28 protein-coding genes are annotated in these 26,966 nt (G+C 70.5%); 9 read left to right on the top strand and 19 right to left on the bottom strand.

What is annotated here, in order from left to right:
* Nucleotides 1–8: 8 nt before the first annotated feature.
* The 4 genes from ACFWV3_RS26980 to macS are packed head-to-tail and all read right to left on the bottom strand — an operon-like array spanning nt 9 to nt 2,986.
* The gene (locus ACFWV3_RS26980) at nt 9–620 is read right to left on the bottom strand and encodes a hypothetical protein (protein ID WP_382414908.1); all 612 of its coding nucleotides are present in this window, start codon (nt 618–620) and stop codon (nt 9–11) included.
* A 16-nt stretch (nt 621–636) separates the two neighbouring features.
* Nucleotides 637–1,146: a DUF1707 domain-containing protein gene (locus ACFWV3_RS26975; RefSeq protein ID WP_382414906.1), complete on the bottom strand. Its 510-nt coding sequence runs from the start codon at nt 1,144–1,146 to the stop codon at nt 637–639.
* Nucleotides 1,147–1,166: 20 nt separating this feature from the next.
* On the bottom strand, nt 1,167–1,829 hold the full coding sequence (locus ACFWV3_RS26970) for a response regulator (protein WP_382414904.1): 663 nt from the start codon (nt 1,827–1,829) through the stop codon (nt 1,167–1,169).
* On the bottom strand, nt 1,826–2,986 hold the full coding sequence (gene macS, locus ACFWV3_RS26965; protein WP_382414902.1) for a MacS family sensor histidine kinase: 1,161 nt from the start codon (nt 2,984–2,986) through the stop codon (nt 1,826–1,828). The genes ACFWV3_RS26970 and macS overlap by 4 nt, the downstream gene beginning before the upstream one ends.
* Before the next feature lie 124 nt (nt 2,987–3,110).
* Between macS and ACFWV3_RS26960 the strand changes: the two genes are divergently transcribed.
* Nucleotides 3,111–4,307, top strand: a complete 1,197-nt coding sequence (locus ACFWV3_RS26960) for a GGDEF domain-containing protein (protein ID WP_382414900.1) — start codon at nt 3,111–3,113, stop codon at nt 4,305–4,307.
* Here the strand turns inward: ACFWV3_RS26960 and ACFWV3_RS26955 are convergent.
* Nucleotides 4,304–4,744 carry an SRPBCC family protein gene (locus ACFWV3_RS26955; RefSeq protein WP_382414898.1) on the bottom strand — a complete coding sequence of 147 codons (441 nt, stop codon included), beginning with the start codon at nt 4,742–4,744 and terminating at the stop codon, nt 4,304–4,306. The genes ACFWV3_RS26960 and ACFWV3_RS26955 overlap by 4 nt on opposite strands.
* Before the next feature lies 1 nt (nt 4,745).
* Entirely contained in the window at nt 4,746–5,897 is a 1,152-nt protein-coding gene (locus ACFWV3_RS26950) for an AI-2E family transporter (protein WP_382414896.1), read from the bottom strand.
* 82 nt (nt 5,898–5,979) lie between these two features.
* On the opposite strand from ACFWV3_RS26950, the gene ACFWV3_RS26945 reads away from it, so the two are divergent.
* The 3 genes from ACFWV3_RS26945 (at nt 5,980) to ACFWV3_RS26935 (ending at nt 12,251) form a co-directional block, all read left to right on the top strand.
* Nucleotides 5,980–8,154, top strand: coding sequence for a hypothetical protein (locus tag ACFWV3_RS26945; protein WP_382414895.1), 2,175 nt, complete (start codon nt 5,980–5,982; stop codon nt 8,152–8,154).
* Between the two features lie 136 nt (nt 8,155–8,290).
* Nucleotides 8,291–9,070: a hypothetical protein gene (locus ACFWV3_RS26940; protein WP_382414893.1), complete on the top strand. Its 780-nt coding sequence runs from the start codon at nt 8,291–8,293 to the stop codon at nt 9,068–9,070.
* Between the two features lie 253 nt (nt 9,071–9,323).
* Entirely contained in the window at nt 9,324–12,251 is a 2,928-nt protein-coding gene (locus ACFWV3_RS26935) for a beta strand repeat-containing protein (protein ID WP_382414891.1), read from the top strand.
* Between the two features lie 72 nt (nt 12,252–12,323).
* Here ACFWV3_RS26935 and ACFWV3_RS26930 read toward each other — a convergent pair whose 3' ends face one another.
* Genes ACFWV3_RS26930 through ACFWV3_RS26915 form a run of 4 tightly spaced genes read right to left on the bottom strand, consistent with a single transcriptional unit; the run spans nt 12,324 to nt 13,723 of the window.
* Nucleotides 12,324–12,689 (bottom strand): hypothetical protein, encoded by a 366-nt coding sequence (locus tag ACFWV3_RS26930; protein ID WP_382414889.1) that lies wholly within the window; start codon nt 12,687–12,689, stop codon nt 12,324–12,326.
* Nucleotides 12,690–12,745: 56 nt separating this feature from the next.
* Entirely contained in the window at nt 12,746–12,889 is a 144-nt protein-coding gene (locus ACFWV3_RS26925) for a hypothetical protein (protein WP_382414887.1), read from the bottom strand.
* Nucleotides 12,880–13,347 (bottom strand): GNAT family N-acetyltransferase, encoded by a 468-nt coding sequence (locus tag ACFWV3_RS26920; RefSeq protein WP_382414885.1) that lies wholly within the window; start codon nt 13,345–13,347, stop codon nt 12,880–12,882. Before ACFWV3_RS26920 ends, ACFWV3_RS26925 begins: the two co-directional genes overlap by 10 nt.
* A 10-nt stretch (nt 13,348–13,357) precedes the next feature.
* Complete coding sequence (locus ACFWV3_RS26915) at nt 13,358–13,723, bottom strand: VOC family protein (RefSeq protein ID WP_382414883.1); 366 nt, start codon at nt 13,721–13,723, stop codon at nt 13,358–13,360.
* A gap of 81 nt (nt 13,724–13,804) precedes the next feature.
* Between ACFWV3_RS26915 and ACFWV3_RS26910 the strand changes: the two genes are divergently transcribed.
* A complete protein-coding gene (locus ACFWV3_RS26910; protein WP_382414881.1) occupies nt 13,805–14,761 on the top strand; it encodes a helix-turn-helix transcriptional regulator in 957 nt (318 codons plus the stop codon).
* Nucleotides 14,762–14,781: 20 nt separating this feature from the next.
* Nucleotides 14,782–15,306, top strand: coding sequence for an AAA family ATPase (locus tag ACFWV3_RS26905; protein WP_382414879.1), 525 nt, complete (start codon nt 14,782–14,784; stop codon nt 15,304–15,306).
* Here ACFWV3_RS26905 and ACFWV3_RS26900 read toward each other — a convergent pair.
* The 3 genes from ACFWV3_RS26900 to ACFWV3_RS26890 are packed head-to-tail and all read right to left on the bottom strand — an operon-like array spanning nt 15,281 to nt 18,610.
* A complete protein-coding gene (locus ACFWV3_RS26900; RefSeq protein ID WP_382414877.1) occupies nt 15,281–16,231 on the bottom strand; it encodes a LacI family DNA-binding transcriptional regulator in 951 nt (316 codons plus the stop codon). The genes ACFWV3_RS26905 and ACFWV3_RS26900 overlap by 26 nt on opposite strands.
* On the bottom strand, nt 16,209–17,567 hold the full coding sequence (locus ACFWV3_RS26895; RefSeq protein WP_382414875.1) for an amidohydrolase family protein: 1,359 nt from the start codon (nt 17,565–17,567) through the stop codon (nt 16,209–16,211). The genes ACFWV3_RS26900 and ACFWV3_RS26895 overlap by 23 nt, the downstream gene beginning before the upstream one ends.
* Entirely contained in the window at nt 17,567–18,610 is a 1,044-nt protein-coding gene (locus ACFWV3_RS26890) for an NAD(P)/FAD-dependent oxidoreductase (protein ID WP_382414873.1), read from the bottom strand. Before ACFWV3_RS26890 ends, ACFWV3_RS26895 begins: the two co-directional genes overlap by 1 nt.
* A 122-nt stretch (nt 18,611–18,732) precedes the next feature.
* Here ACFWV3_RS26890 and ACFWV3_RS26885 point away from each other — a divergent pair, with 122 nt between their 5' ends.
* The gene (locus ACFWV3_RS26885; protein ID WP_382414871.1) at nt 18,733–19,401 is read left to right on the top strand and encodes a hypothetical protein; all 669 of its coding nucleotides are present in this window, start codon (nt 18,733–18,735) and stop codon (nt 19,399–19,401) included.
* A 21-nt stretch (nt 19,402–19,422) separates the two neighbouring features.
* Here the strand turns inward: ACFWV3_RS26885 and dnaB are convergent, their stop codons facing one another.
* The 6 genes from dnaB to ACFWV3_RS26855 form a co-directional block, all read right to left on the bottom strand.
* Entirely contained in the window at nt 19,423–21,381 is a 1,959-nt protein-coding gene (gene dnaB, locus ACFWV3_RS26880; protein WP_382415062.1) for a replicative DNA helicase, read from the bottom strand.
* A gap of 610 nt (nt 21,382–21,991) precedes the next feature.
* Nucleotides 21,992–22,444, bottom strand: a complete 453-nt coding sequence (gene rplI / locus ACFWV3_RS26875) for a 50S ribosomal protein L9 (RefSeq protein WP_382414869.1) — start codon at nt 22,442–22,444, stop codon at nt 21,992–21,994.
* A 19-nt stretch (nt 22,445–22,463) separates the two neighbouring features.
* Nucleotides 22,464–22,703 (bottom strand): 30S ribosomal protein S18, encoded by a 240-nt coding sequence (gene rpsR, locus ACFWV3_RS26870; RefSeq protein WP_030480165.1) that lies wholly within the window; start codon nt 22,701–22,703, stop codon nt 22,464–22,466.
* 57 nt (nt 22,704–22,760) lie between these two features.
* On the bottom strand, nt 22,761–23,270 hold the full coding sequence (locus ACFWV3_RS26865) for a single-stranded DNA-binding protein (RefSeq protein WP_382414867.1): 510 nt from the start codon (nt 23,268–23,270) through the stop codon (nt 22,761–22,763).
* A gap of 29 nt (nt 23,271–23,299) precedes the next feature.
* A complete protein-coding gene (rpsF, locus tag ACFWV3_RS26860) occupies nt 23,300–23,608 on the bottom strand; it encodes a 30S ribosomal protein S6 (protein ID WP_086666963.1) in 309 nt (102 codons plus the stop codon).
* Nucleotides 23,609–23,709: 101 nt separating this feature from the next.
* On the bottom strand, nt 23,710–24,648 hold the full coding sequence (locus ACFWV3_RS26855; RefSeq protein WP_382414865.1) for a hypothetical protein: 939 nt from the start codon (nt 24,646–24,648) through the stop codon (nt 23,710–23,712).
* A 131-nt stretch (nt 24,649–24,779) separates the two neighbouring features.
* Here ACFWV3_RS26855 and ACFWV3_RS26850 point away from each other — a divergent pair, with 131 nt between their 5' ends.
* A complete protein-coding gene (locus ACFWV3_RS26850) occupies nt 24,780–25,550 on the top strand; it encodes a deoxyribonuclease IV (protein WP_382414864.1) in 771 nt (256 codons plus the stop codon).
* Nucleotides 25,551–25,573: 23 nt separating this feature from the next.
* A complete protein-coding gene (locus ACFWV3_RS26845) occupies nt 25,574–26,965 on the top strand; it encodes a glycosyltransferase family 87 protein (RefSeq protein ID WP_382414862.1) in 1,392 nt (463 codons plus the stop codon).
* Nucleotide 26,966 lies beyond the last annotated feature (1 nt).

Raw genomic sequence — 26,966 nt, 5'->3', positions numbered from 1 at the left:
CAACGTACTCAGCGGGTCTGACAGTTCTCGGCGTCGGCGTCGGCGTCGGCGGGCGGCCAGGCGTCCAGCGCGGCGAACTGGCGCAGGTACCGCTCGCACCGCCCGACGAAGTCCTCACCCCGGTCCCGCAGCCTCGTCAGCTCGACCACCTGCTCCGGGTCGCTCACCGACGGCGTCATCATGATGTTGACGTCGACGAACTCGCCACCGCCCCGCGTCGCCGCGGCCAGCGCGAGTGCGGTGGCCACGACGACGCCGGAGCAGGTTCGGACCGGGGTGAAGGCAGCGTCGACCACGTCGTGCGTGGCGTCGGGCGCACCGCCGCACCGGTCGAACACCATCAGCCGGGCGCCGGTGCCGGGAGCGACCTCGAAGTCGAAGCGGCGACGGACCGACTGCTCGAACAGGTCCGCTGCGACGTGGCCGCCGATCGTGGTGGACCGCAGTGCGCGAGCGCTCAGCGGACGTCCGGTGTTCTCCTCGTACCGCACGGCCTCGAAGACCTCGACGACCGGAGCCGTGCCGAGGCCGAGCAGCCGCTGCACCGTCTCGCCGGCGGTCGTGACCAGCGCGTCCAGCGAGATCGGTGTGCGGAGGGTCCCGACCAGGTCGACCGACACGCGACCAACCCCTCCGTCAGCGCTTCCGCTTGATCACCACGGACCCGCCGCGCACGGCCCCCTTGAGCTGGAAGTGCGGGCTCCCCACCGACGAGTTGACCTTGTCCTTCAGCTCCCCCGCCGTGATCTCCACGGCGTTGGCGTCCACCGACGACCCGGCCGGCAGCAGCAGCTTCACCGAGCCGAACGACACGTCGAGGTCGACGTTCACGATCTCCGGCACGTCGGCGCCGGTGAAGTCGAGGTCGGTGGTCCCCAGGGTGTTGCGGATGACGAGCTCGCGCGGCACGACCCAGTGCCCCCTGCGCTTGGTGGTGCCCATCGTGTTCTTCAGCTCGGTGCGGGCCTGGGCCAGCTCGTTGTTGACCATGCCGGGCAGGTCGATCAGCACGACGTTCAGGTCGGCCCTGGTCTTGGCGCTCAGCGCGGTGTCCGTGCGGACGGTGAACTCGTCGAGCGTGATCATGCCCCGGCCCACCGCTTTGTTCAGCAGGCTGACGACGTGCTCGCGTTCCGCATCGGACACGCGTAAGTCTCTCGGGTCTGTCATTTCTCTGCCTCCGGATCGGCGTCGAGACCGTGCTCGATGGCATAACGCGCCAACTCCACCCGGTTGTGCAGTTGGAGTTTGCGCAATGTCGACTGGACGTGGTTCTCGACCGTGCGGTGGGAGATCACCAGGCGGTTCGCGATCTGCCGCGCGGTCAGGCCCTTGGCCACCAGCCGGAGCACCTCGGTCTCCCGATCGGTCAGCTGGGGCTTCTCCTCGGAGTCGTCGGGGGCCGCGGCCATGCGCCGGTACTCACCCAGCACCAGGCCCGCGAGGCCGGCGGTGAACACGGCGTCGCCCGCGGCCGTCCTCGACACCGCCTCGACCAGTTCCTCCGACGACGCGGACTTCACCAGGTAGCCCGACGCGCCGGCCTTCACGGCCTGCAGCACGTCGTCGTGCTCGCCGGACGCCGACAGCACGAGCACGCGCGTGTCCGGCAGCTCGCTGGTGATCAGCAGGGTGGCGTCGACGCCGGAGAGCTCGCCCAGGTTGAGGTCCATCAGGACCACGTTGGGCCGCACCGCCTTCGCGATGCGCACCGCCGAAGGCGCGTCGCCGGCGGTCGCCACGACCTCGAAGCCCCGCTCCTGCAGGTCGCGCGCCACGCCTTCGCGCCACATCGGGTGGTCGTCGACCACCATCACCGAGACCGTCATCTTGCCGCCCCCTTCCTGAACACCCGCACCTCCCACTCCGTGCCCTCCCCCGGCCCGGTCTGGAGCTCGAGCGTCCCACCGAGTGACTCCACCCGGCCTTTGATCGATTTCTCGATGCCCATCCTGCCTTCCGCGGCAGCCGACGCGATCCTTCCTTCCGGGATGCCGGGACCGTCGTCGCGGACACTCAACACGACTTCTTCGCCGAGGTCCTCGAGCAGCACCCACGCCCGCGCGTCGTCACCTGCGTGTTTGTCCACGTTGGACAGTGCTTCGCGCACCAGCGACGTGAGCTCGCCGGCGGCTCCTGCGGCGAACATCACCTGCGTGGCGGGGGTGGAGACCTGGATCTTGGGAGTCGCGAGGAGCTGCAGACCGGGGCGCAGGTCGATCTCTCCATCCACAGTGGAGTCGGTGGGGGCGGCGGCGACCAAGTTCCGCAGCGCCACCTCCTGCTCACCGGCCATCCGGGCCAGCTCCGCCGCCTCGCCGCCGACCTCCAGGCCGCGTTTGCGCACGCGGGCGAGGACTTGGAGCACGCTGTCGTGGATCGACCGGGCCAGCCGTTCGCGTTCCGCCGTCGCCGCCTCGGCTCGCAACGCCTGGGCGAGCAGCACCGCCGAACGGTGCGCGGTGGCGGACGCCATGCCGACGACCATGCCCGCGCCGCCCAGCAGCACGACGTCGCGCAGCAGGTCCAGGCTCGGCACGCCCTTCGAGAGATAGGTGGAGAGACCGACGACCAGGCCGCCCGCGAGACCCGCGTAGGCACCGCCGAGCGCCCCGAGCGCGACCGCGGGGACGCACGCCCAGATCGTCGTGATCAGCGGGACGTTCAGGGTCAGCAGCTGGTGGTCGGACATGATCAGCGGCGACAGCGACATGAGCCCGCAGGTCACCGCGAGGTCGACGAGCACGACCGGCCACCGCCTGCCCCACGTCGTGCTGTACGCGCGGCTCGTGAACACGGACCACAGCGCCATCACCCCGAGCGTCGTCCACGCGAGCCACGGCCGGACGTACCCGGACTGGTTCGCGATGATGTTCGCCGTCGCGAAGAGGAATGTGACTATGCGTAGCGCAATCACCCCGCGCCACAGGGGCGTGGCCGGGTCGTCGATCACCTTCGTCACACGTTCGGCAGGCTCTTTGCGCACGCTGTGCTCCCTTCGGACACCATCCTGCCGCGTGAACGTGGCCTGGCTAACCCCCAGGTGGCCGTCTTCTGCCGAACGGAGGAATGTGCGACGCTCTCCGGGTTCAGGTGGGGAGGGCATACAGGTGCGCGACTGGCCGGTGTGGACACTGCGGCGGCCCGCGCTCTGCTACTGGCTGGTGGTCGACGTGGCCGCGCTCGCCACCGTCACCTGGACCATCGTCTCCTCCGAGACGCCGTCACCCTCCGAAGTCGGCAAGTTCGCCGCGATCGCGGGAACGGCGGGCGCGGTGATCATCGGCAGCTCCATCTACAGCCACCGCCTGGGCGAGACCGAGCGCAACCCGTGGGCGGCACACCTCTCCTACCTGACGGCGGGCGTGCTCGCCCTGCCGCCGAACCTGCTGGTGCTGCTGCTCTTCGGTCCCGCGCTGCACTGCCTGCTGGCGCAACGACCGGAGACGCACCGCTGGACCTTCACGCTGAGCGCCACCGCGCTGTCCGTCTTCGCCACCCGCTACCTGCTCGGCTGGACGGACCCGCGGGCGAGCCTGCTGCTCATGGTCGCCGGCGCGGCCGTCCTGCTGGCCCTGCGCGCCGCGCTGATCGCGTTCGGCCTGAAGCTGCGCAACCCGTCCGCCACCTTCGAGGAGAACGTCGGCGAACCCATCGACGTCATCCTCGGCATCGTCGCGGTCTCGATCGGCGGCCTCATGGGCTGCGTGGCCCAGACCAACGCCGTCCACGCCCTGATCGCCGGCCCGTCGCTGGCCCTGCTGGAACGGGCGGCGCAGCTCCCGCAGTGGCGCCGCTCCGCCCAGCGCGACGCCAAGACCGGACTGGCCAACGCCGTCCACTGGGACAGCCGCGCCCGCTACGAGCTGACCAAGGGCGCCGGCCGGATCCGCCCGATGGCCGTGATGCTGCTGGACCTCGACCACTTCAAGCGGGTCAACGACGAGGTGGGCCACCTGGCGGGCGACGCCGCGCTGGCCGCGATCTCCCTGCTGCTGCGCAGCACCGTCCGCCGCAACGACCTGGTCGGGCGCTTCGGCGGCGAGGAGTTCGTCGTGCTGCTGCCCGACGCCACCCCGGAGGAAGCCGAGTCGGTGGCCGAACGTGTCCGCAACGCCGTGGAGAAGCTGACCGTGCCGACGATGTCGACCGACCGCAAGCCGCACGAGCTGTGCGGGCTGACCGTGTCCATAGGAGTCGCCACGACCACGCGGTTCGGGTACGAGCTGTCGGACCTGCTGGTCGCGGCGGACGCGGCGTTGCTGGCGGCGAAGGCGTACGGCCGCAACCTCGTGTCGATGGCCTAGCGGCCGAGGTGCTTCTCGATCTCGCTCGCCATGTGGGCGTGCGCGAACCGGGCCTTCCCGAACGCGTAGGAGAACAACGGCGTCGGCGCCTCGAACGTGATGGCGACCTTGATCGCCACCTGCCCGTCGCCGACGTCCGAGACCCGCACGTGGCTGCGCAGCGTCGTCCGGGGCTGCTGGTAGGCGACGGTCGACACCTCGTCCTCGCCCCGCTTCAGCAGGTCCACCCGGTAGGTGATCTTGAAGGCCGCCGGGCCCAGCTTCAGCCGTGACGTCACGGCGGTGCTGCGCAGCACGTCCGGACCAGGGGTCAGCGCCTCCGTCCCGATCGCGAGCGGGTGCATGGTGGTCAGGCGGGGCACGTCGGCCATGAGGTCGACGGCCTCCGCGACCGTGGCCCTGCCGGTGATCGTGTAGTCGAAAGTGCCGGTGCGCACGCTAGATGTCCTTGACTCGTTCGCTCTTGTCGTCCTTCGGAGCGGTGTCCTGAGGATTCAACACGTCCACCCTCTCGGGCTTCTGCATCGCATCCGCGTCGGACACGAGCGACCGGATCCCGGAGTTCAGCACCGCGAGCAGCGGCACGGCCAGCAGCGCTCCGGCGATCCCGCCGGCGACCAGGCCGATCGCGATCGCCAGCACCACCGCCAGCGGGTGCAGCTTCACCGCGCGGCCCAGCAGCAGCGGCTGCAGCACGTGCGACTCCAGCTGCATCACGCCGATGAGCACGGCCAGAACGACCAGGGCCGCGATCGGGCCGTTGGTCACCAACGCGATCAAGACGGCGATGGCACCCGTGAACACTGCACCGATGATGGGGATGAACGCGCCGAGGAACACCAACGCCGACAGCGGCACCACCAGCGGCACGCCGATGATCGCCAGGCCGATGCCGACACCGACGGCGTCCACGACCGCGACGGCCGCCGTCGCGCGCACATAAGAGACGAGAGAGCCGAAGCCGCGACGGCCGGCCACGTCGACACGCTGACGCACGTCGCCAGGGACCACGCGGATCGTGAAGCGCCAGATGCCGTCGCCGTCGTGCAGGAAGAAGATCAGGGTGAACAGGGCCAGCAGCAGGCCGGTCAGGGCCTCGCCGACGGTCGCCGCGGTCGTCAGCGCGCCGGACGTGATCTCGGCCTGGTTCTCCTTGATCGTCTTCACGATGTCGTTGAGGTAGTTCTGCAGCTGCTGGTCGGACAGGTGCGCGGGACCGTCCTTGAGCCAGCGCTGGATCGTGTCGAGCGAGTTGCCGACCTGCGACTGCAGCTCCGGCAGGCCGCGGGAGAACTCGCTGATCACGAACGTCAGCACGCCGCCCAGCACGCCGATGCCGAGGATCATCATCACGGTCACCGCGACCCCGCGCGGGACCCGCCACTCGACGAGCTTCGAGACCCCCGGTGAGAGCAGCGCCGCCAGCAGCAGGGCGATGGCGACGGGGATCACGATCGAGGCGAGATAGCCCAGGACGTACGCGACCACGTACAACGCGGCCACCACGACGACGAATCGCCAGCTCAGCGCGGCACTCACGCGCAGCAGCCTGGGCACGCGGCTGCTGATCTCCGACTCCGGTGCGCTCACGGACCTCACGGTAACTGTTCTGCCCCTCGCCAAGGTGGAAGCTGATTGGGGATGATCCGGTTTGTCAGGGGGAGGGACGGAAGTGATCAAGCCGGAAGACTTGACCGACGTGGAGCGCCAGGTCGCCGGTGCCTACGCGGGTGGCACCGAGATCGACCTGACCGGGCAGAGCGTGCGCGGCGAGGTGCTGACCGGGTTGCTGACCGGTATGTACCGAGTGCCGCGCAGGGGGTTGCCAGCGCTGCGACTTCGAAACACCCGGATCACCGGCGGTTTCGAACTGGAGGGCACCCGTGTCACGAGGGTCATCGACCTCACCCACTGCACCTTCGAGGAAGCGCCCGACCTGCGCATGGCCCGGCTCATCGGGCTGCGCCTGCGCGGCACCCGCCTGCCCGGGCTCCAGGGCCGCAACCTGCGCGTGTTCAGCGACCTGGTCCTCGAGGCCGGCTTCACCTCCACCGGCACCGTCGACCTCACCGACGCGGCCGTCGACGGCACGCTCCGGCTCGCGGGCGCGGTCCTGCGTTCGAACACCGAGCACGCCCTCTTGGGCGCACGACTGCGGGTCAGCGGTTCCGTCCAGGCGATAGCGATGCGGGCCAACGGCGAGGTCCGGCTCCGGGGCGCGCAGATCGGCGGCAGCGTCCACCTCGGCGGCGCGCGCCTCGCCAACACCGGGCGGGACGCGCTGGAGGCGTCCGGGATCGTGGTCGCGGGCAACGTCTTCTGCAACGCCGAGGGCGGCCGGTTCACCGTGGACGGGCGGGTGCTGCTCGACGGCGCGCGCGTCGGCGGCAACCTCGAGCTCACCGGCGCCCGCCTGCACTCCACCCACCGCGTCGACCAGGTGCTGGTCCTGCCGCACGGACTGGCCGACGAGGCCGCGACACTCGTCGCCGACCGCATCCGGGTCGAGGGCAACGTCGAGCTGGACGACGGCTTCACCAGCACCGGCACGGTCCGGCTGCCCAACGCGGTCATCGGCGGGTACCTGCGGATGTCCGGCGCCGTGATCGGTCCGCGCGACGTCGCCGAGGAGCTCGCCGGTGACGTCACGAACCGCATCCCCGTCGCACTGCACGCCGACGGCATGGAGGTCCGCGGCGACGTCGAGGCCCGCAGCGCGGTCAACGGCGCCGGCACCCGGTCGTTGCCGTTGCAGACCTACGGCCAGGTCCGGCTGTCCAACGCGCACATCATGGGCAGCGCCAGCATGTCCGGCGTCTCGCTGCACGGCCCTGGCATCGACGTCCTGTTCGCCGACCGGCTCCGCGTCGGCGGCACCCTGTTCCTGCGCGAGCTGCGGGCCAAGGGCTCGGTCCGGCTGCAGAACGCGAACATCGGCTCCACCCTCGACATGTCCGGCGCCGAGCTGACGCTGCCCCGCCTGCGCGCCAACGGCACCCAGAAGCCGTCGCTCGACGCCCGCGCCATCACGATCGGCAAGGACCTGCTGTGCAGCCGCGGGTTCACCGCGGTCGGCGGCGTCCGGATCCGGCTGGGCGAGGTCGGCAAGATGGCGACCTTCAGCGACTCGCACCTCGGCTCGACGGCCGCGGACATCGCGCTCAACGCCTACGGCCTGACCGTCCACCAGTTCCGCCTGCACATCCCCGAGGGCCAGCAGCCCAAGGGCAAGATCGTGCTGAGCCGCCTGAAGGCCGTCTCGGTCACCGACGGACCGGGCCTGTGGGACGCGGAGGGCGGCGTCGCCGTCGACGACTTCGAGTTCGCCGGCATCACCGCCGACCCCGACGTGCCGGTGGAGACGCGGCTGAAGTGGCTGCTCAAGGTGCAGCCGGATTTCGCGCCGGGACCGTACGAGCAGCTCGCCGCCGTCTACCAGCAGGGCGGCGAGGAGGAGCTCGCGCAGAAGGTCCAGCTGGAGAAGCAACGCCGCCGCTACTCCGAGCTCGGCAGGTTCGGCCGGGGCTGGGGCCAGGTCCAGCGGTGGACGGTCGGGTACGGCTACCGGCCGTGGCTCGCGATCTGCTGGCTCGGCGTGTTCTGGCTCGGCGGCGCGCTCTGGTTCAACTGGCACACGATGGTCAAGCTCAACTCCGACGAGGACCCGGTGTGGAACCCGTGGCTCCTCGCGCTCGACCTGCTGATCCCGATCATCGACTTCGGCCACGACGGGAAGTGGCAGTTCACGGGCGCCTCGCAGTGGATCTCGTCCACGCTCGTCGCCGTCGGCTGGGTGCTCGCGTCGACCGCGGCGGCCGGTGCGGCCAGGGTGCTGAAGCGAGTCTGATAGTCACTCGATGTAGTTAATCGGGCGCTCAGAGCGTGCGTTCGGGGTGGCCGGGGTGGCAGAGTCGCCGACGTCGACTTGATCAGTTGATCGTCGGCGAATCCCTTGAGCGCCACCGAGTAGCGAGGTTTCCGCGTTGTCCTCTGCCGATCTGCGAGCGAAGACGGGAGCGAACGGCATCCGCCGGTTCGCCACCCGAGCGCTGCTCGCCGTCGGTGGTGCGATCGCGGGAACGGCCGTTGCCTGGGCGCTGGCCACGTCGTCGGCGCAGGCCGCCGACACGGTGCCGGCCGCGGACGCGCAGCAGTTCGACGTCGTCAGCAAGATCGTCGCGAAGACCGACGAGAAGCTGCCGGTCGTCACCCCCGCTGCCACCGCGGTGCACAAGATCGACGAAACGCTGCGCGCCGAGCACGAGAAGGCGCGTGCCGCTCTGCCGGAGGTGCAGGTCACCGAGGCGGTCGAGAAGATCGCCGAGCGGATCCTGCCCCAGGTCTCCCGGATCGGTCAGTCGCAGGCCCCCGCCACCGAGCGGGCCCTCGACGTGACGTTCCCCGAGGTCCCGGCCCCCGCCACCGAGACCGGTCAGTCGCCGGTCGCGCAGGTGGTTCCGCAGGTCACCGGCCAGTCCGGTGCCACGTGGACGGATCTGCTGGAGCACGACAGGTCTGTCGTGCCCTCCGAGCAGCGTCCGTCCCTGCCCGGCAACCCGATGCCGAAGCTGCCCGTCCCGGCCCCCGCGCCGGTGCAGTGCTCTTCGTGCTCCGACGGTGCCGGCTCTGCCAAGGGCAGCACGTTCGCTGCTCTCGCTGCGTCCGGCAACGCTCTCGGCACCTCGGTGACGCGCGCTCTCGCGCCGTCCACCGACGAGGTGACCGTGACGCCGGGCAAGCAGCCCGGTATCAACCCCGACTGATTCCAGCGCGCGGTCCGCGGCAGCCACCTCCCCAGGCTGTCCGGAAGTCGACCGTCGCGCTTTTCTCTTGCGCTCCTTTCGGTCGATCACCGCGTGCGACTCCTCCGGTGATGACGCGCCATTCCCCATGCGCGTCCGGCCCCACTCGCCATGATCCCCCGTCGTCGAGACGGGACATTTGGAAGAAGGAGATCTAATGCAGACCTGGGCAAAGCGCGGACTTCAGACCGCGTTTGTCACTGGTGGTTTGCTGATGCTCGGTACGGGCATCGCTTCTGCCCAGGAGAACGTCGACCCCGACGCCGCCCCGCCGGCCGTCGACGTCGCGGCTTCGATTCCGGTCAAGGCCGACCAGAACAAGCTCGCCACCCCGGTCAAGGAAGTCACCCTTCCCAAGGTTGACCGGACGATCAGCACGGACCGCGTCACCAGCGTGGTGCCCACCCGCACGGCAGCGCCCGTCGCGAACCCGCTGATCCGTCAGGCAGGCGAGCGCCTGCAGGGCACCGCGTTGCAGAACGTGGTGCGGGGCAACACGATCCAGGCGCACGTCGATGTGCCGATCAACATCTGCGGCAACGCGATCGCGGTCCTCGCCAACGCCGAGGCGACCGGCGACTGCACGCAGTACACGCACCGCGACGGCACGATCGTCACGGACGGCGCGGGCCAGGCCCTCGCCGGCAACGTCGTCGCCGTCAACCACGTGCTCCCGGTCCAGCTGACCGGCAACGCGATCGCGGCGGGTGGCAACTCGACCACCAACACCACCGCCGAGCAGGTCTCGACGACCGGCGGCGACATCACCACCAGCGGTGACAGGGGCGCTGTCTCCGGCAACGTCGTGGCCGAGCAGGGCGCGACCCCGGTCCAGCTGACCGGCAACGGCATCGGTGCCGTGGGCATCGCCGAGGCCAACTCGACGGCCGACACGTTCGCGTCCTCCGAGGGCGACGTCACCTCGAGCGGCGACAACAGCTCGATCTCCGGCAACACCGTGCCGGTCCCGCTCGCCCCGCTGGCCGAGGTGAACGGCAACTCGGTCGCCGGTGCCGGCAACGCCAACACCGACTCCGTGCAGACCGGCGCCGCCTACGCCGGTGGCAAGACGGTCACCAGCGGCGACCCGGCCACCCTGGCCGGCAACGTCATCGCGCCCGCCCTCGCCGGCCCGATCACGGTCGACGACAACGCGGCCGCCGCGGGGGGCAACGCCACCGCGATCAGCGACACGACGAACGAGTCGGCCGCGGGCGGCGAGATCTTCACCACCGGTGACGGCTCCACGGCTTCCGGCAACGTGGCCGGCGTGCCGATCTCGCTCCCCGTCGCCGCGGGCGGCAACGGCGCGTCGATCGTGGGCAACGCCCTGACCGACCACGCCAACGACGCGACCTCGACGGCGGGCGGCAACGTCTACACCATCGGCGACAACTCGGTGCTGTCGGGCAACATCGCCGACGTGCCGCCGGCCACCGCCGTGGACGTGTGCGGCAACGGCGCCTCGCTCGTCGGCCAGTCCGTCGGCACCTGCGAGAACGACGTCAAGTCCACCACCGGTGGCTACCAGGGCACGCTCGGCAACGACTCGGTCGGCTCCGGCAACATCGCGCAGACGCCGCTCGCCGCGCCGGTCGAGGTCTACGCCCTCGCGGCGACCCTCGGCGGCCAGGCCACCGGCTCGGCCGACGAGGTCAAGGACGTCCGTTCGAGCGGCAAGCCGAACACGATCGACGACCGCGGCACGGTCTCGAGCAACATCGTCACCGCGCCCACCGCCGTGGCCCCGCAGGTCTTCGCCGTCACGGCGGGCCTCGTCGGCAACACCACGTCGATCGCGTCGAACGACACCTCGGTCACCGCGGGCGACGCCCCGCTGGCGTCCGGCGAGAAGGGGTCGGTCGCCGGCAACATCGTCCAGGTCCCGACCTCGACGCCGGCCCAGGTCTTCGGCGACGGCGCGACCCTGGTGGGCAACAACGCCACCACGGCCGACAACGCCACCGACATGAAGGCCGGCGGCGACGCCATCACCAGCGGCGAGCAGGGCTCCATCGCGGGCAACGCCGTCTCGGCCCCGGTCGCCACCGGCACGCAGGTGCTCGGCTGGTCGGTCGGCGGCGGCAGCAACGTCGACTCCATCGCCACCAACGACCTCGACTCGGTCGCGGGCGGCGACGTCAACAGCAACGGTGACGGCGGCGCCGTCTCCGGCAACCTGATCGGCGCGCAGCCGGCGGTCTTCCCGGCCGTCCCCGGCGACAGCGTCTCCGCGGCGGGCATCACCACGTCCGACGTGGTGAGCGACACCAACGTCGTGTCCGGTGGCGACAGCTACTCCACGGCCGACGACGCGTCGGTCTCCGGCAACCTGATCCACGTCCCCGCCAACGCCACCGCCGGCGTGTACGCGGACGCGGTGGCGGCTGCGGGCAACGCCACGACGGCCACCGACAAGGTGTCGCACACGCAGGCCGGCGGCGAGATGCTCACGGACGGCAGCGGCCCGCTGACCGCCCGCGAGATGACCGTCCCGGTCGAGGCGGCCGCCAAGCTCGCCCGCGTCCCCGTCGAGGTCGTCGGCCAGGCGACCACGCTGGGCACGAGCGACGACACGCAGCTCACCGGTGAGGACACCGGCACCCTGCGCGCCACGCAGCTCAAGGGCATCCAGCTGCCCAAGGGCGTCGACAGCCTGATGAAGGCCGACGAGGTCCCGGCGTTCCACGGCCTCGGCGGACTGCCGGTCAACACCCTCCCGAACCCGGCCGAGCTCACCGCCCTCACGGGTCAGCTGCCCGGTGCGGCGCAGGAGCGCTCCGCCCTGCCGCTGAACGGCGGCACGGCCGGCATCACGCCGAACGTCCAGGGCCTGCCCCTGGGCCAGGTGCTCGACGTCACGCAGGGCCTCGTCCCGGCGGGTGCCACCAGCCGGTCGCTGCCCACGATGCCGTCGCTCCCGGTGACCGCCCCGGCCCTGCCGGTCCAGGTCCCCGGCCTGCCCACCGAGCGCTCGCTGCCGGCCCTCCCGGTCGACGGCCCGGCCTCGGTCTCCGGCCTGAACCTCAACCCCACCCAGGGCCTGGTTCCGGCGCAGGAGCGCGCGCTGCCGTTCTCCGCTCCGGCGATGACCCTGATCGACCCGGCCCACCTGTTCGACACGGTGACCGGCCAGCTGTAACACCCCGCACCACGTAACACCCTCCCTCCGGTAAGAAGCCGAGCCCCGGCGACACGACGGTGTCGCCGGGGCTCAGTGCTGTCCAGGGTGTTGTGCGGTGGCGATGACGTCCTCGGGTGCCGCGTCCCCGTCACTGGTCACCCAGTGGATCAGCGGCCGCGCACCGACGAGCTGCCTGATCAGTGACGAGATCGGCGAGCCGTCCCCGAAGTCGTGCTCGGCGACCACCGCCAGCACCGTCTCGTGGAACCGGGCGACGGTGAAGTCGGGCCGCAGCCCCTCCCGCAGCACCCGCGCCGCCTCCAGCACCGAGTCGGGTGCCGTGACCAGCACCAACGTCACCAGCGTGCCGCGCGTGCGGGCGCGGATGAGCGACTGCTCCAGGCGGTCGAGCAGCAACGCGTGTCCGGGCAGGCCCGTGAGCGGGTCGTGCAGCACAGACCGTGTCTAGTGCAGGCACGAGCCGTTGACCAGCATTGCCGCGCCGACGACCGTCAGCCGACGGCGTGAACGTCCCCTTCGGACGCGGCCGCGACCTCGCCCCCGAACGCGGAGCGCGCGGCCTCGACGGCGAACCCGCTGCACGCCCGCCCCGGCTCGGGACAGGCGCCGCAGCTGCACAGCACGGTCAGCCGCATCGCTTGCTCAGCAGGATTCCGCGCGGCCCGTAGCCCGCCCGCGAGTAGAACGCGTGCGCCTTCTCGTTCGTCGCGAAGATGTTCGCGAACACCAGCTCGGCCCCGTGGTCGGCGGCGACGCGTTCGGCCTCCGCCACCAGAGCCGCGCCGATGCCCCGGCCGCGGTAGCCGTCCAGCACCGCGGTGTGCACGTCGGCCGCGCGGCGGGGCACCAGGATCTGGTGGTCCGGACCGGTGGCGAGGACCAGCACGACCTCGGCCATGCCGACCACCTGGCCGTCGACCTCGGCCACCGAGATCAACGCGCGCCCGGCGACGTCCTCGAAGTGCCGCCGCACCGCCGCCTCGTCGGGGATCCGGAAGAGGTGCGGGTCGAGCTCGACGTGCCGTGCGGCGTTGGCCAGGCGCAGCTGCACCAGAGCGGGCACGTCCCTGCGGTCGGCAGGCCTGATCAGCATGTGCCCATTCTCAGGCAGGCGGCGTGAAGAAGTTGATCAGGTTGCCGTCCGGGTCGCGGAACAGCAGCGACCGGTTGCCCCACGGCATGGTGGTCGGCTTCTGCACGACCTCGACGTCGGTCAGGCGCTCGTACTCGGCGTCGACGTCGTCCACCCGGAACTCGATGATCGCCGTCCTGTTCGACTCGGGCACCGCGGCCCCGGCGCCGAACAGCGCCATCGTCTCCGCGTGGCCGATGGCGAGCGTGCACGACGGGCCGACGAGCTCGGCGAACTGCTCGGTGCGCCACTGCACCTCGATGCCGGTGGCCCGTGCGTAGAACTCGGCGAGGCGGGCGACGTCGTTGGTGATCACGCGGACTGAAACGAACTGCACAGCGGGTCCTTTCCTCGGGAACACCGGACACGCTAGGAGCGATACTGGACAGGATCCGCCCGGTATCAGCAGGATCTTCGCGTGACGCGTCCCATCGCCCGTGTGCTGGCGCTCTTGGAGATCCTCCAGACCGGCGGCACCCACACCGTCGCCGAGCTGGCCGAACGCCTCGACGTCGACGAGCGCACGGTCCGCCGGTACGTGGAGCGCCTGCTCGACCTCGACGTGCCGGTCCGGTCGGTGCGCGGACGGTACGGCGGGTACCGGCTCGCGCCCGGCTACCGGATGCCGCCGCTGATGCTCACCGACGAGGAGGCGCTCGCCGTCCTGTTGGGTCTGGTCACGGGCCGTCGGTCCGGGCAGGTCACCACCTCGGTCGCGGCGGTCGAGAGCGCGGTCGCGAAGGTCCGGCGCGTGCTGCCGGCAGCGCTCGGGCCGCGGCTCGACGCGTTGCTGGAGGTCACCGACTTCACCGCCCCGGCTCGCACGACGCTCACGGCGGACGCCGACGTCCTGCTGACCGTCGCCGAGGCAGCACGCGCGCGCCGACCGGTCGCGCTCGCCTACCTCGCAGGTCACGGCGGTGCGAGCGAACGCGTCGTGCACCCGTACGGCGTTGTCGCGCACTCCGGGCGCTGGTACCTGACCGGTTTGGACTCCGCCAGCGGCGAGGTCCGCACGTTCCGCGTCGACCGGATCACCGCGGTCGAGGCGCGGGACGGAACGTTCGACGTGCCGACCGGTTTCGATGCCGGACAGCGGGTGCTGGCGTCGATCGCCGAGGCGCCGCACCGGCACGAGGTGTCCGTGCGCGTCCGGTCGACGCCCGATGAGGTCCGGGGAGTCTTTCCGCCGGCCGTCGCGTCGATGGAGGAGGACGGGGAGTGGACGCGGGTGCGGATCCGGGCGGAGCGGCTCGGCTGGATCCCGCCGCTGCTCGCGCGGCTTGACCGGCCGTTCGTCGTCGAGCGACCCGCTGAGCTGCGGGAACACATCCGGGAGCTGGCAGCTCGGTTAATCGCGCACGCCGGCGGATGATCTCGTGCGATCGTTCGCCGGTGGCACTGGTGTGGGTGACGGGGAACTCGGGCGCGGGCAAGTCGACGGTCTGCGAGCGGCTGAAGAGCCTGGGGCACCAGGCGGTCGACGCCGACTGGGAGGGCTACAACCGCTTCTTCGACCGCGTGACCGGGGAGGTCGTCGTCGACCCTCCCTATCCGGCGCCGCAGGGCTGGCTCGACCGGTACGGCTGGCAGATCGACCGCGCGCGGGTCGAGGCGCTCGCGGCCCGGTCGCGGGACACGACGGTGTTCCTCTGCGGAGGTGTCGAGAACGAGGACGAGGTCCGCGACCTGTTCGACCTCGTGGTCTGCATCGTGATCGACGAGGAGACGCTCCGCGAACGCCTGCTGACCCGCACGACGAACTCGTTCGGCAAGAACCCGGAGGAGCTGGCCTCCGCGCTCGACCACAACGACGCCATCGAGACGTTCTACCGGTCGATCGGCGCGACGATCATCGACGGGACGCAGCCGCTGGACGACGTCGTCAGCCAGGTCATCCGCACGAGCCGCGGGCGATGAGCGCGGGTTCGAAGACGACCTCGGTCAGGTCTCGCGGCTCCTCGACGATGATCTCCGCGGCTCGGCGGCCCATGTCGTAGGAGGGCTGCGCGACGACGCTGATGCCGAGCGCGCTCGCCCACGGGAAGTCGTCCATGGTCAGGAAACCGACATCGTCGGGCATCTTCAGCCCGCGCGCGGTCAGTGCCGTGTGGACCGCCACGGTCAGACGGCCGGTCGTGCAGACGATGGTGTCGTTGCGTTCGAGCAGCGTGCCGACCGCTTCGTGGACCTCGTCCTCGTTGGTCACCAGCACTTCCTCAGGGTCTCGCAGGCCGTGCTCGGCAAGCCCTCGCCGCAGCCCTTCCGCGCGCTTGACCTGCGTCGACCGGTGGCGTCCGCTCACGACTCCCACCCGCGACCGGCCGCAATCGGCCAGGTGCGCGGCCATCAGCTCTCCGGCCGCGACGTCGTCGAGGCTGACCGAATGCAGCCCTGGTGCCGTGCGCGCGACGACGACGCACGGCGTGCCGTTCTCGGCCATCCGCCGTGCGTGGTCGTCGGCGGTCTCGTCGGCGGTGATGACCAGGCCGCGCACGCGTTGCTGGTCCATCGCCCGCACCTGGGCCGCTTCCCGGCCGGCGTCGCGGTAGGTGTTGGCCAGCAGGACCGGGCTGTCGGCGGACGCGGCGACCTCGTCGACGCCGCGGATGAGCTCCAGGTAGAACGGGCTGCTCAGGTCGCGGATGACCACGCCGATCGTGCTGGCGCGCCCGGCGAAGATGCTCCTGGTCAGCGCGTTGGGGCTGTACCCGAGGCTCTCGGTGGCCTGCCACACCTTCGCGGCCGTCGCCTCGGCGACGAGTCCACCGTTCAGCACGCGGGAGACCGTCGCCGTGGACACCCCCGCGTGCGCGGCGACGTCACCGATCGTGACCCGCTTCATCCGCGACCCGCCTGCCTTCCCGGACGACCACCCTGCCGCCGATCATGACGGTCCGGACATTCTCCAGCGCCGCCGGGGAGGTCACCACCAGGTCGGCGATCGCACGCGGCACGATCCGCCCTCGTCGTGGCGCCAGTCCTGGGAAGACGTCGGCGACCTTCGACGTGGCCATCGCGATCGCGGCGGGCAGGCCGACCACCCCGGCCTTGGTGGCGCGGTCGATCGCGAGCAGGATCGGGTCGTGGTGGCCGGCGGCGTAGTCCGTCGAGATCGTGTCCACCAGCCCGGCCTCGAACAGCGCGTGCAGCAGGTCTTTCAAGTGCGGCCGTGAGCCGCCGTAGGTGTCCAGCACCGACACGTCGATCACGACACCCCGTTCCTTCAACTGCTCGGCGTGCCGCACGGCCTCACGGGTCGTGAAGCTGGGGTGGTTGGAGTGCCCGGCGACCAGCCGCACATCGGTCCTCGCGATCGCGGCGACCTGAGTCATCGACGCGGCCGCGTTGTGCACGAGCACCGGAACGTCCAGCTCACGGCCCAGGTCAGCCGCTTCCGCCAGGCCGTGCAGCGCGATGTCGAACGCGGGCAGGACCACCCCGGACACGATCTCGCGGGCGTCCTCGACGGACAGCTTCCCCGTCAGTCCCGCACCCGCCAGCGCCTCCTCCACCGCGTCGCGGTCGAACGCGGACGCCCTGATGTGCCGGCCCAGCACCGCCACCTTCAGGTCGTTCGCCTGCAGCGCCGTGACCGTCACTCCGGTGCGCCGCGCGATCTCCTCAGGGATGTAGAGATAGCTCGCCCCACCACCACCGAGCGTGTGACCAGCACCGATCTCGCCCAGCGCGACTGCCCCCGCCGCCACGGCCCGGCGCGCGGTGAACGTCCGGTGCTCCTCGCCGAGCCCACCTCCGTCGGCGATGGTCGCCGCCTGCAGACAGGCCGGCGTGTTGCAGGAGGCTGCTCGCACGGTGACCGGGTGCGCCTCGTCGGTCCTGGCCACGCCCTCCGCGGTGATGAACCCGTCGACGCACAGCAGTGTCGTCGTCCCCTCCAGCAGGTGCCGGTCGAGGTTGGCGAGCACCTGTGCCGGACTCAGCGGCTCGTGCCCGCTGGGGAACAACGGCCCGAACGCCGTGCCGTGCGTGTGGTTGTTGATCAGCCCGGGCAGGACGAGCATCCCCGCCGCCTCGACGACCTCCGCCGACGGGTACTCCCCGTTCCCCGGCTCGACGATCTCCCGGATCGTGTCGCCCTCGACGACGACGTCGACCCCGCGCCGCAGCTCGCCGCCCAGGCCGTCCGCCAGGTCGCAGCCCCGCACGACGGTCGTCATCACGCCTGCCCGAACCGCTCGACCCGGTACGCCGCCAGCTCGTCCCGCTCCTCCCCGAGCACCTCGTCGGCGACGAGCCCGCCGACGTGCAGGCACAACGTCACCGCGCTGTGCGACACGGCGAAGAAGTAGTTGCGCACCCCGGCGACCCTCCCGAGCACCGGCAGCCCGTCCCCGGGAATCGGCCGCTCACCAGCACGAACGCTCTCGACGGTCGCGTGCCTGATGCCGGGGTAGACCGACGCGGCGGCGTGGACCAGCTTCTCGACCTCGCCATTGCGGTCGATCTCACCGGAGTGCAACAGGATCCGCCCGTCCCCCTCGGGCCGCAGGTGAACGTCCGGCGCGTGCACCACCCGAGCCAGCGGCACGGCGACCGGCGAGGTGTAGACGAGCAGGCAGCGCAGGTTGCTCATCGGCAACGTCAGCCCCACCATCGCCGCCACCTCCGCAGCCTTGGCCCCGGCGCAGTTCACGACCGCGTCCGCCCCGATCTCCACCCCGGACGCCAACCGCACACCCCGCACCACGTCACCGCGCAGGTCCACCGCCACCACCGCATCACCGGTGACGAGCTGGACGCCTCTCGCCAGCAGATGCCCGATCAGCCGCACCGGCTCGACCCACCCCTCGTCGGGGAAGTAGCCGATCCCGTCGTCGGGCAGCCGCGCGGGATCGATGCCGGGCTCCAGCTCCATCGCCTCAGCCCTGGTCACCACCTCTGCCGCATACCCGAGCTCCCGAAGCGCGTCGACTCTCTCGCGCACCTCCGTGCCACCCCACGTGAGACCGCCGCCGCCGTGGTACCAGTCGCCGAGCGGAACCTCGGCCGCGAGCTGCCGATGCGCGGCCATCCCCGCGACGTTGAGCTCGTGGTAGTGCAAGGGCTGCTTGTTGCGCGAGTTGACCCAGGCGAACGACGCACCGGACGTCCCCGACCCCGGCGCACTCCCGTCGACCACCGTCACCGCCGCCCCACGCCTCGCCAACGCCGCTGCGACGGCGGCTCCGTAGACACCCGCTCCGACCACGACGACTCGCATCTCGACCTCCGCTTGGCTCGACGCTCCTCGGGTGTAACTAGTTGCATGTAACTAGTTGCACGGTAAGGCCACGAACGAGCGACGGTCAAGTGCCACGTACCTGGACCTGCTTGGATGGTGCTGTGACCGCTTACGACGTCGCCCGCCGCCTGCCCTCCATCCCGGACATGCGCGCGCTCTGCCGTGCGCTGGCCGCACTGGACGTCGTGCTGGATCCGGACACCGAAGACCGCTACCACCTCTACGACCCCTCGTGGGGACCTGACCAGCAGCTCGCGTCCATGCGCGACGGCTCCGGCAACGAGTACTCCGTCGTGTTCACGACCGCGGGCGCCTACGTGCGCGGGTTCGACCACGAGTCGCCGATGAGCCCATACGCCACCGACGACGAAAAGCCCTGGCCAGGCGTCCTCGACTCAGTGCCCGACGTGTTCCGGGCATGTGTGGAGGAGCCGGCGTTCTCCGATGAGTTCGGCACGCCCTACGTCACGACGTGCCTGTGGCGTGAGCACAGCGACGCCACTTGGCACCACGGCGACATCGCCTTCCCCGCCACGGACCACGACCCGGACGGCGCCGACTGGCTCTTCGCCCTGCTGACCGACGGCACACCCGAGGGTTTCCAAGGCTGGGCGCAGGCCTACTACGAACAGCCGGTCGACCTCGACGCGGTGCGGCACGTCTACAGCGGCCAGCCGATGACGGCGGAGGTCGTGGCCGCGCTCAACCCGGCGACCAGCCTCGCCGCGGTCGGCGAGAGCTTGGCCGCGATGGGCTGGTCGGTCCGCTGAGCTGGGGGAAGCCGCCGCGGATCAGGTCTGCGCGAGGTCGGTGAAGCGCGAGTAGTGCAGCTGGTGCGCCACGGTGATGGTGGCGGTCGGGCCGGCGCGGTGCTTGGCGATGATCAGGTCGGCCTCGCCCGCGCGCGGGTCGTCTCGCTCCCAGGCGTCCGGGCGGTTGACCAGGATGACCATGTCGGCGTCCTGCTCCAGCGAGCCCGACTCGCGGAGGTCGGAGAGCATCGGGCGCTTGTCGGTCCGCTGTTCCGGACCGCGGTTCAGCTGGGAAATCGCGATCACCGGGACGTGGAGCTCCTTGGCGATCAGCTTCAGGTTTCGGGAGAACTCCGAGACCTCCTGCTGGCGCGACTCGGTCTTCTTGCCCGAGCTCATCAGCTGGAGGTAGTCGACGACGACGAGCTTGAGGTCGTGGCGCTGCTTGAGGCGCCGGGCCTTGGCCCTGATCTCCATCATCGTGAGGTTCGGGCTGTCGTCGACGAAGAGCGGCGCCTCGCTGATCTCGCTCATGCGGCGGGCCAGGCGGGTCCAGTCGTCGTCGCTCATCGTGCCGCCTCGCATGTCGCTCAGGCGGATGCGCGCCTCGGCGGAGAGCATGCGCATGACGATCTCGGTGCGGCTCATCTCCAGGCTGAAGATGGCGCTGGTCATGCCGTGCTTGACGGAGCAGGAGCGGGCGAAGTCGAGGCCCAGCGTCGAGTTGTGGGTCGGGATCATCGTCTCGCCCGCGAGGTACAGGTGGTCGTGGTTGTCGACCTCCACGCACCGCACCGGCACGGACGCGACCGGGCGCACCGCCACCATCTCCACCTGGTCGTGGCGGCCCAGGCCGGCGATCAGCTCGTCCACGTCGCGGCGCAGGCGGGCGAAGCGGCCGTCGATCTGCAGGGCGGCGAGGAGCTCCTCGCGCTGCTTGCGCGACGAGCGCAGGTAGGTGGCGGGGATGTGCGGGTCGTCGGCCAGGTCGAGGTCCTTGGCCACGCGCAGCTCGTCGTCCGTCAGCTCCAGGTCGCCCAGGCCCGACAGGAACAGGCCGAGCGCGCGGGGCGTCAGCGGCAGCGACGCGGCCGGCAGCTCCCAGGCGGCGGACATGCGCACGAACACACGGCACAGGCCGACGCGCTCGAACAGCTGCGCGGTGGTGCGGATCGCCCAGAAGCCGCCGGTCTCGCTGCACGACTCCGCGAGCCACTGGTGCTCGGCGTCGGCCACGATCACCGTGCCGTCGGAGAACTCCACCTCGAAGCACGGGCGACCGGTCATCACCTCGGTCGCGGCGACCACGCGCGTCGGGCGGCCGTCGGCGCCCATCAGGAACGAGCCGACCTCCACCGCGCCCATCGTGGTCCAGCCGGACGGCGTGGGCAGCGGGGTGTCGAGCGCGAGCGCCTTGCCGACACCGGGACGGGCGGCGACGATGATCATCTGGCCGCCGTGCAGGCCGTTGGTCAGCGCGTCGAGGTCGGCGAAGCCGGTCGGGATGCCCTGCGAGATGCCGCCGCGCGACGCGATGGCGTCGATCTCGTCCATCGTCGGCTGGAGCAGGTCCTCCAGGGCGACGTAGTCCTCGGTGGTGCGGCGGTCGGTGACCTCGTAGATCGCGGCCTGCGCGCGGTCGACCACCTCGTCGACGTCCGCGCCCTCCGCGCCGTTGTACCCGAGCTGCACGATCCGGGTGCCCGCCTCGACCAGGCGGCGCAGCACGGCCTTCTCGGCCACGATCTCCGCGTAGTACCCGGCGTTGGCGGCCGTCGGCACCGTCGCGATCAACGTGTGCAGGTACGGCGCGCCACCCACCCGCAGCAGCTCGCCGCGCCGCTCGAGCTCGGCGGAGATGGTGATCGGGTCGGCGGGCTCGCCGCGGCCGTAGAGGTCGAGGATGCAGTCGTAGATCGCCTGGTGTGCCGGACGGTAGAAGTCGTTCGGCGCGAGGGCCTCGATGACGTCCGCGATGGCGTCCTTGGACAGCAGCATGCCGCCGAGGACCGACTGCTCCGCGGCGAGGTCCTGGGGCGGCTGACGCTCGAATGCGGGCTCCGCCATGCCCCGGTCGTCCACCAGCGCCACTGCCAAATCACCCCTGCGAAGAGTCGAGAGCCGGTGCGTGTGTCCCCCAGTTGTACCGCGAGGCACCGACAATTCCGGGCGGCCACGCTGCGCGATGGCGATGCCCGTGCCGCGACGCTAGAGGGACCCGTCCGGAGCAAGCAAACCAGCGTGTGGATTGCCCTGTGGACAACTGGGGGACAACTTGTGGATGGTTGCTCACAGGACCGGAGGCGCTGGGGACAACCTGTTGACAACCGGTGGAGTGACGGAAGTAACCGCAGCTCAGAGGCTGTGCACAAGTTGTGGAAAAAGTTGTGCGGCACACCGTCGGCGTGTCGCGAAAAACACCTTCTTCGGCGTGTCGCGGTAGGGCTGAACGCCGCGTTTATCCACAGGAGGTGGACAGCTGTGCACTGGTCCGAACGAGCGAAAGCGCCACCCACCCGGAGCATTCCGGGTGAGCAGCGCTTCAGCAAACCGAACCGCAGGCGAGCCGCACCGACCTGGCAGCGGCGTCTCGCCTGACGAGATCGAACTACTCGCCGGCCGTGACGACCAGCGGCAGGGCGACGGTGACCTCGGGGTGGAGGCGAACCGTGACCGAGTGCTTGCCGGTCGTCTTGATGTGACCCGGCAGCTCGATGGCGCGCTTGTCCAGCGACGGACCACCGGCGGACTTGACGGCAGCCGCCACGTCCGAAGCGGTGACCGAGCCGAACAGCTTGGTGCCGCCGGAGGCAGCCTTCGCCTTGAGCGTCACGGAGAGACCCTCGAGCGCGGTCTTGATCTCCTTGGCGTGGTCCAGGTCGCGCACGCGGCGGGTGTCCTGCGCGCGGGTGATGACCTGGATCTGCTTCTGCGCGCCACGGGTCGCGACGATCGCGAGGCCGCGCGGGAGCAGGTAGTTGCGGCCGTAGCCGTCCTTGACCTCGACGATGTCGCCGGGCGCGCCAAGGCCGGAAACGTCAGCGGTGAGGATGAGCTTCATCGCGAAGGTTCCCTTTCTCTTAGCGGGCGGTCGAGGTGTAGGGCAGCAGGGCCATCTCACGGGCGTTCTTCACGGCAACAGCGACGTCGCGCTGGTGCTGCGAGCAGTTGCCGGTGACGCGGCGGGCACGGATCTTGCCGCGGTCCGAGATGAACTTGCGGAGGAGCGTCGTGTCCTTGTAGTCGATCAGGCTCGCGCTCTTGTCCTTGCAGAAGGCGCAGACCTTCTTCTTGGGCTTGCGCACAGGCGGCTTGGCCATGTGTCTCTAACTCCTGGAATACGCAGTGATCAGGTTCTGGATGACCGGTGCAGCGGTCTAGAAGGGGGGCTCGTCGGCGAAGCCACCAGAGCCGGCCGGCGGGGCGGAACCCCACGGGTCGTCTGCAGGCGCGCCACCGCCGCCACGAGACTGCTGACCGCCGCCGCCGCCGCCGAAGCCGCCGCCACCGCCGCCGTCTCCACGGCTGACCTTGTTGACCTTCGCGGTCGCGTAGCGCAGCGAGGGGCCGATCTCGTCGACCTCCAGCTCCACGACGGTGCGCTTCTCGTTCTCCTTCGTCTCGAAGGAGCGCTGGCGCAACCGTCCGGTGACCACCACTCGCGAACCGCGGGTGAGCGACTCGGCCACGTTCTCGGCGACCTGACGCCACACGTTGCACCGCAGGAACAGCGCTTCGCCGTCCTTCCACTCGCCGGACTGGCGGTCGAAGGTGCGGGGCGTGGAGGCGACCGTGAAGGACGCCACCGCGGCACCGCTCTGGGTGAAGCGGAGTTCGGGGTCGGCAGTCAGGTTCCCGACTACCGTGATCGTCGTCTCACCAGCCATGTCTTGGGAGCTCCCCTAATCGAGGTTCGTCAGGCCTTGGCGGCCGACTTGGCGGGCTCGCGGCGCAGGACCTTCGTCCGGAGCACCGTCTCCTGCAGACCGAGCTGGCGGTCCAGTTCCTTCACCGCGTCCGGGGTCGAGGTCAGGTCGAGCACCGCGTAGATGCCTTCGGTGTTCTTGTTGATCTCGAAGCTCAGACGGCGCTTGCCCCACACTTCGACCTTCTCGACGTTGCCGCCCGACGTCTTGATGACGTTGAGGAACGTGTCGAGAGACGGCGCGATCGTGCGCTCGTCAAGGCTGGGGTCGAGGATGACCATCACTTCGTAATGACGCATGAGGACCACTCACCTCCTGTGGACTCGCGGCCACGGGCTTTCCGTGGCAGGAGGGTCGTCGCGTCAGCAACTGACAAAGGTTAACAGGGCGAGTCCAACGACTACGCGGGGGTGCGGCGAAGGACCCAGGTCCGCACCAGCGCACCCGTCACCATGGCCAGCATCAGCACCGCGACCAGCACCGGAGCACCGACGCCACCGGGGCCGCCGAGCCGCGGCAACGCCGTCGCGCGGCCGGCCGCCTGCACCGAGTCGCCCTCGATGCCGTTGCCGTTGGACGCGCGCGGCACCTGCGAGCCGTAGCGCACGCCGGGCGACGGCGAGTACAGGCCGGGCATCGCGAACGGCAGCGAGCCGTAGCTGAACAGCGGCACGCGGCCGAAGTTCGCGCCCACCGGGTACAGCGAGAAGTCGCGGTTGCTCGGCGCACCCGCGGCGAGGCCGGGGATGCCGCCGGGGTTGTTCACGCCGGGCTGCTGCTGGGCGGGCGGCGTGCCTGGCTGGGGCGGCTGGGCCGGGGGCTTCGGCGCGCCGGGGATCGCCCCGACGGCCTGCTGCGAGGCGTCGGCGATGGCCTTGCTGCCGTCCTGCACGGGCGCCACGACCTGGTTCACGCCGGTCACGGTCACCTTGCAGCCGCTGGTCAGCGTCGCGCGCACGGTCCCGTCGAGCGTGCCGAGGATCGGCCCGAGCAGAGGGATCTTCGCGACCTCGACCATCACCGCGTTCGCGATCGTGCCGCCGGAGATGGTCGTCGTGCCGACCTGCACCGCGCCGATCGGAATGGGCTTGGCCTGCGAGAACGCCTGCCTGAACGGTTCGGCGAGCGGCGGCCCGAGCAGTGGCACCGCGCGCACCAGGTCCGTGATCGGCTGGGTCACCGCGGAGGGGCTGAGGGAGACGGGGGTGCCGGGCGCGCCCTGGATCGACGTCGCGCAGCTGCCGATGACGATGGGCTCTGCGGCCGTGGCCGTGGTCGCTCCCACACCTGCGGAGGCCAGCGTCAGAAGTGTCGCGGCCGTAACGCTCAGCAGTCGCATGCCAACCCCTTTCCTACTCTCAAGTAACGACCGTAGGTCCTGGTGGTGACGCAGGCCATCCCCAGTTTTTTCAGTTACTCCTATCGGCGGCGCCTGCGATGGCGTTATGGACGCCGACTACCCTCCAGGTCATGCGCATCGGGGCCCATGTACGCGACGACGACCCGGTCGGCGCCGCGGCCGAACGCGGGGCCGAGGTCGTCCAGTTCTTCCTCTCGGATCCCCAGGGGTGGAAGAAGCCCAAACCTCATCCGCAGACGGAGGCGCTGCTCGCCTCCGACCTCGAGGTCTTCGTGCACGCCCCGTACATGATCAACATCGCGTCGCTGAACAACAAGATCCGGATTCCGTCCAGGAAGAACGTGATCCAGCACGCGGAGGCCGCCGCGACCGTGGGCGCGCAGGGCCTGATCGTGCACGGCGGGCACGTCACGAAGGGCGAGGACCCGGCGGACGGCTTCGCGAACTGGCGCAAGTTCTTCGAGCGCCAGGTCGCCGAGGGCGGCTTCGCGGTCCCGGTCCTGATCGAGAACACCGCGGGCGGCGACAACGCCATGGCCCGCACGTTCGACTCCCTCAAGCTGCTCTGGGACGCGGTCGGCGAGTTCGGCGCGGGCTTCTGCCTCGACACCTGCCACGCGTTCGCCGCCGGCGAGGACCTCGTCGGCATCGTCGATCGGGTGAAAGCGATCACCGGCCGCATCGACCTCGTGCACCTCAACAGCTCGCGCGACGAGTTCGGTTCCTCGCGCGACCGGCACGACAACATCAAGACTGGCACCATCGACGCCGACCAGCTGGCGGCCGTGGTCGCCAGTGCCGGATGCCCCGTCGTGGTGGAGACACCGGACGAGGGCCAGGCCGACGACATCGCCTTCCTGCGCGACCGCGCCGGCCGGTGAACACCGTGCACGAGGTGGTGAGCGTGACGCCCGAGCGAGGCGACGCCGGGCGTTCCGCGCACCGCTTCGGCAGCGCCGCGCTCGCCGTGCTCGTGCTGCTGTGCGGCCTCACGCTGCTGCTGGGCTTCGTCAACAAGGACCGCTGCACCGGTCCCGCGTTCGACCAGTGGGGCCGCACGCAGCCCGACTACGACGAGCGCAACAAGGAAGACGTCTGCTACTCCGACATCCAGCACCTCTGGATCGGGCGCGACATCGACCGGCACGTCTTCCCGTACGTCGACGGCGGCATCAACGACAAGGGCATCCTCGTCGGCGGCTCGGTCGAGTACCCGGTGCTCTCCGGCCTGATCATCTGGGCCGGCGCGATCTTCGCGCACAACGACGCGGAGTACCTGCTCTACTCGGCGCTGCTGATGACGCCGTTCGGCCTGCTCACGGGCTGGTTGCTGGGCAAGCTCGCCCGCTGGCGCGCGCTGCTGTGGGCGATCGGGCCACCGCTCGTGCTGTACGCGTTCCACAACTGGGACCTGCCGGTCGTGCTGTGCTCGGCCGCCGCGGTCTACGTCGTGCACCGCTGGAACCGGCCGCTGGTCGAGAGGGCGACGGTCGCGTCGGTCCTGCTCGGCCTCGGGTTCGCGTTCAAGGTCTACCCGGCGATCTTCGTGCTGCCGCTGATGCTCTTCGTCGCCACCGGCGGGTGGCGCGGCCAGGAGATGCCGGCCAGATTTCAGGGAAGCGGCAAGAAGGTCGACATCGCCGGCGCGGTCAAGGTCGGCCTCGCCTCGATCGTCACGGTCGTGCTGGTCAACCTGCCGTTCGCCTTCGCGGGCTACGACGGCTGGCTCGCGTCGTTCGAGTTCCAGCAGCTGCGCCGGGTCGACATCACGACCAACTCGATCTGGTACTGGGGCCTGCGGCCGTTCCTGGGCGACGACCCCATGCAGTCGCTGGTCGGGGTCCTCTCGCCGATCACGATCCTGATCTCGTTCGCGATCGCCGCCGGCTACGGCTGGCTGCGGTTCCGCCGCGAGGGCAGCTACCCGTGGATCGCGGTGTCGGGCGCGATGCTGTGCGGCTTCATGCTGCTGCACAAGGTCCACTCGCCGCAGTACACGCTGTGGCTGGTGCCGTTCCTCGTGCTCCTGCGCGTGCGGCTGATGTGGGCGTTCGCCTACTTCGTCGTCGACCTCGCCATGGGCATCGGGATCTTCCGCTGGTTCTGGGCGATCGAGTTCGGCCAGCCGGCCGGGATCTACGACAGCTTCTCCGCACAGGCCGTGATGATCGGCGTGTGGGGGCGTGCGGCGCTGCTCGTCGCACTGTTCGTGGCGTTCCTGAAGGCGAAGGACGTCACCGAGGACGACCACGAGGACCTGAAGTTCATCCGGGGAGCAGTAGCAGCGAAGAGCTGAT

Origin of the sequence: Lentzea sp. NPDC059081 (genome assembly GCF_042738015.1) — a bacterium.
GTDB lineage: Bacteria > Actinomycetota > Actinomycetes > Mycobacteriales > Pseudonocardiaceae > Lentzea.
The sequence above is the reverse complement of the archived record's forward strand: the minus strand, read 5'-3'. Positions and strand labels throughout refer to the sequence as shown.

Excerpts from the sequence above, each read along its gene's own strand:
- ACFWV3_RS26935 (WP_382414891.1), top strand. The coding sequence starts at position 9,324 with ATGCTCGGTACGGGCATCGCTTCTGCCCAGGAGAACGTCGACCCCGAC.
- ACFWV3_RS26850 (WP_382414864.1), top strand. The coding sequence starts at position 24,780 with ATGCGCATCGGGGCCCATGTACGCGACGACGACCCGGTCGGCGCCGCG.
- ACFWV3_RS26855 (WP_382414865.1), bottom strand. The coding sequence starts at position 24,648 with ATGCGACTGCTGAGCGTTACGGCCGCGACACTTCTGACGCTGGCCTCC.
- ACFWV3_RS26900 (WP_382414877.1), bottom strand. The coding sequence starts at position 16,231 with ATGAAGCGGGTCACGATCGGTGACGTCGCCGCGCACGCGGGGGTGTCC.
- rplI (WP_382414869.1), bottom strand. The coding sequence starts at position 22,444 with ATGAAGCTCATCCTCACCGCTGACGTTTCCGGCCTTGGCGCGCCCGGC.
- rpsF (WP_086666963.1), bottom strand. The coding sequence starts at position 23,608 with ATGCGTCATTACGAAGTGATGGTCATCCTCGACCCCAGCCTTGACGAG.
- ACFWV3_RS26865 (WP_382414867.1), bottom strand. The coding sequence starts at position 23,270 with ATGGCTGGTGAGACGACGATCACGGTAGTCGGGAACCTGACTGCCGAC.
- ACFWV3_RS26890 (WP_382414873.1), bottom strand. The coding sequence starts at position 18,610 with ATGCGAGTCGTCGTGGTCGGAGCGGGTGTCTACGGAGCCGCCGTCGCA.
- ACFWV3_RS26920 (WP_382414885.1), bottom strand. The coding sequence starts at position 13,347 with ATGCTGATCAGGCCTGCCGACCGCAGGGACGTGCCCGCTCTGGTGCAG.
- dnaB (WP_382415062.1), bottom strand. The coding sequence starts at position 21,381 with ATGCTGCTGTCCAAGGACGCCATCGCGGACGTCATCGAGGCCCTCGCG.
- rpsR (WP_030480165.1), bottom strand. The coding sequence starts at position 22,703 with ATGGCCAAGCCGCCTGTGCGCAAGCCCAAGAAGAAGGTCTGCGCCTTC.
- ACFWV3_RS26970 (WP_382414904.1), bottom strand. The coding sequence starts at position 1,829 with ATGACGGTCTCGGTGATGGTGGTCGACGACCACCCGATGTGGCGCGAA.
- ACFWV3_RS26925 (WP_382414887.1), bottom strand. The coding sequence starts at position 12,889 with ATGCGGCTGACCGTGCTGTGCAGCTGCGGCGCCTGTCCCGAGCCGGGG.
- ACFWV3_RS26895 (WP_382414875.1), bottom strand. The coding sequence starts at position 17,567 with ATGACGACCGTCGTGCGGGGCTGCGACCTGGCGGACGGCCTGGGCGGC.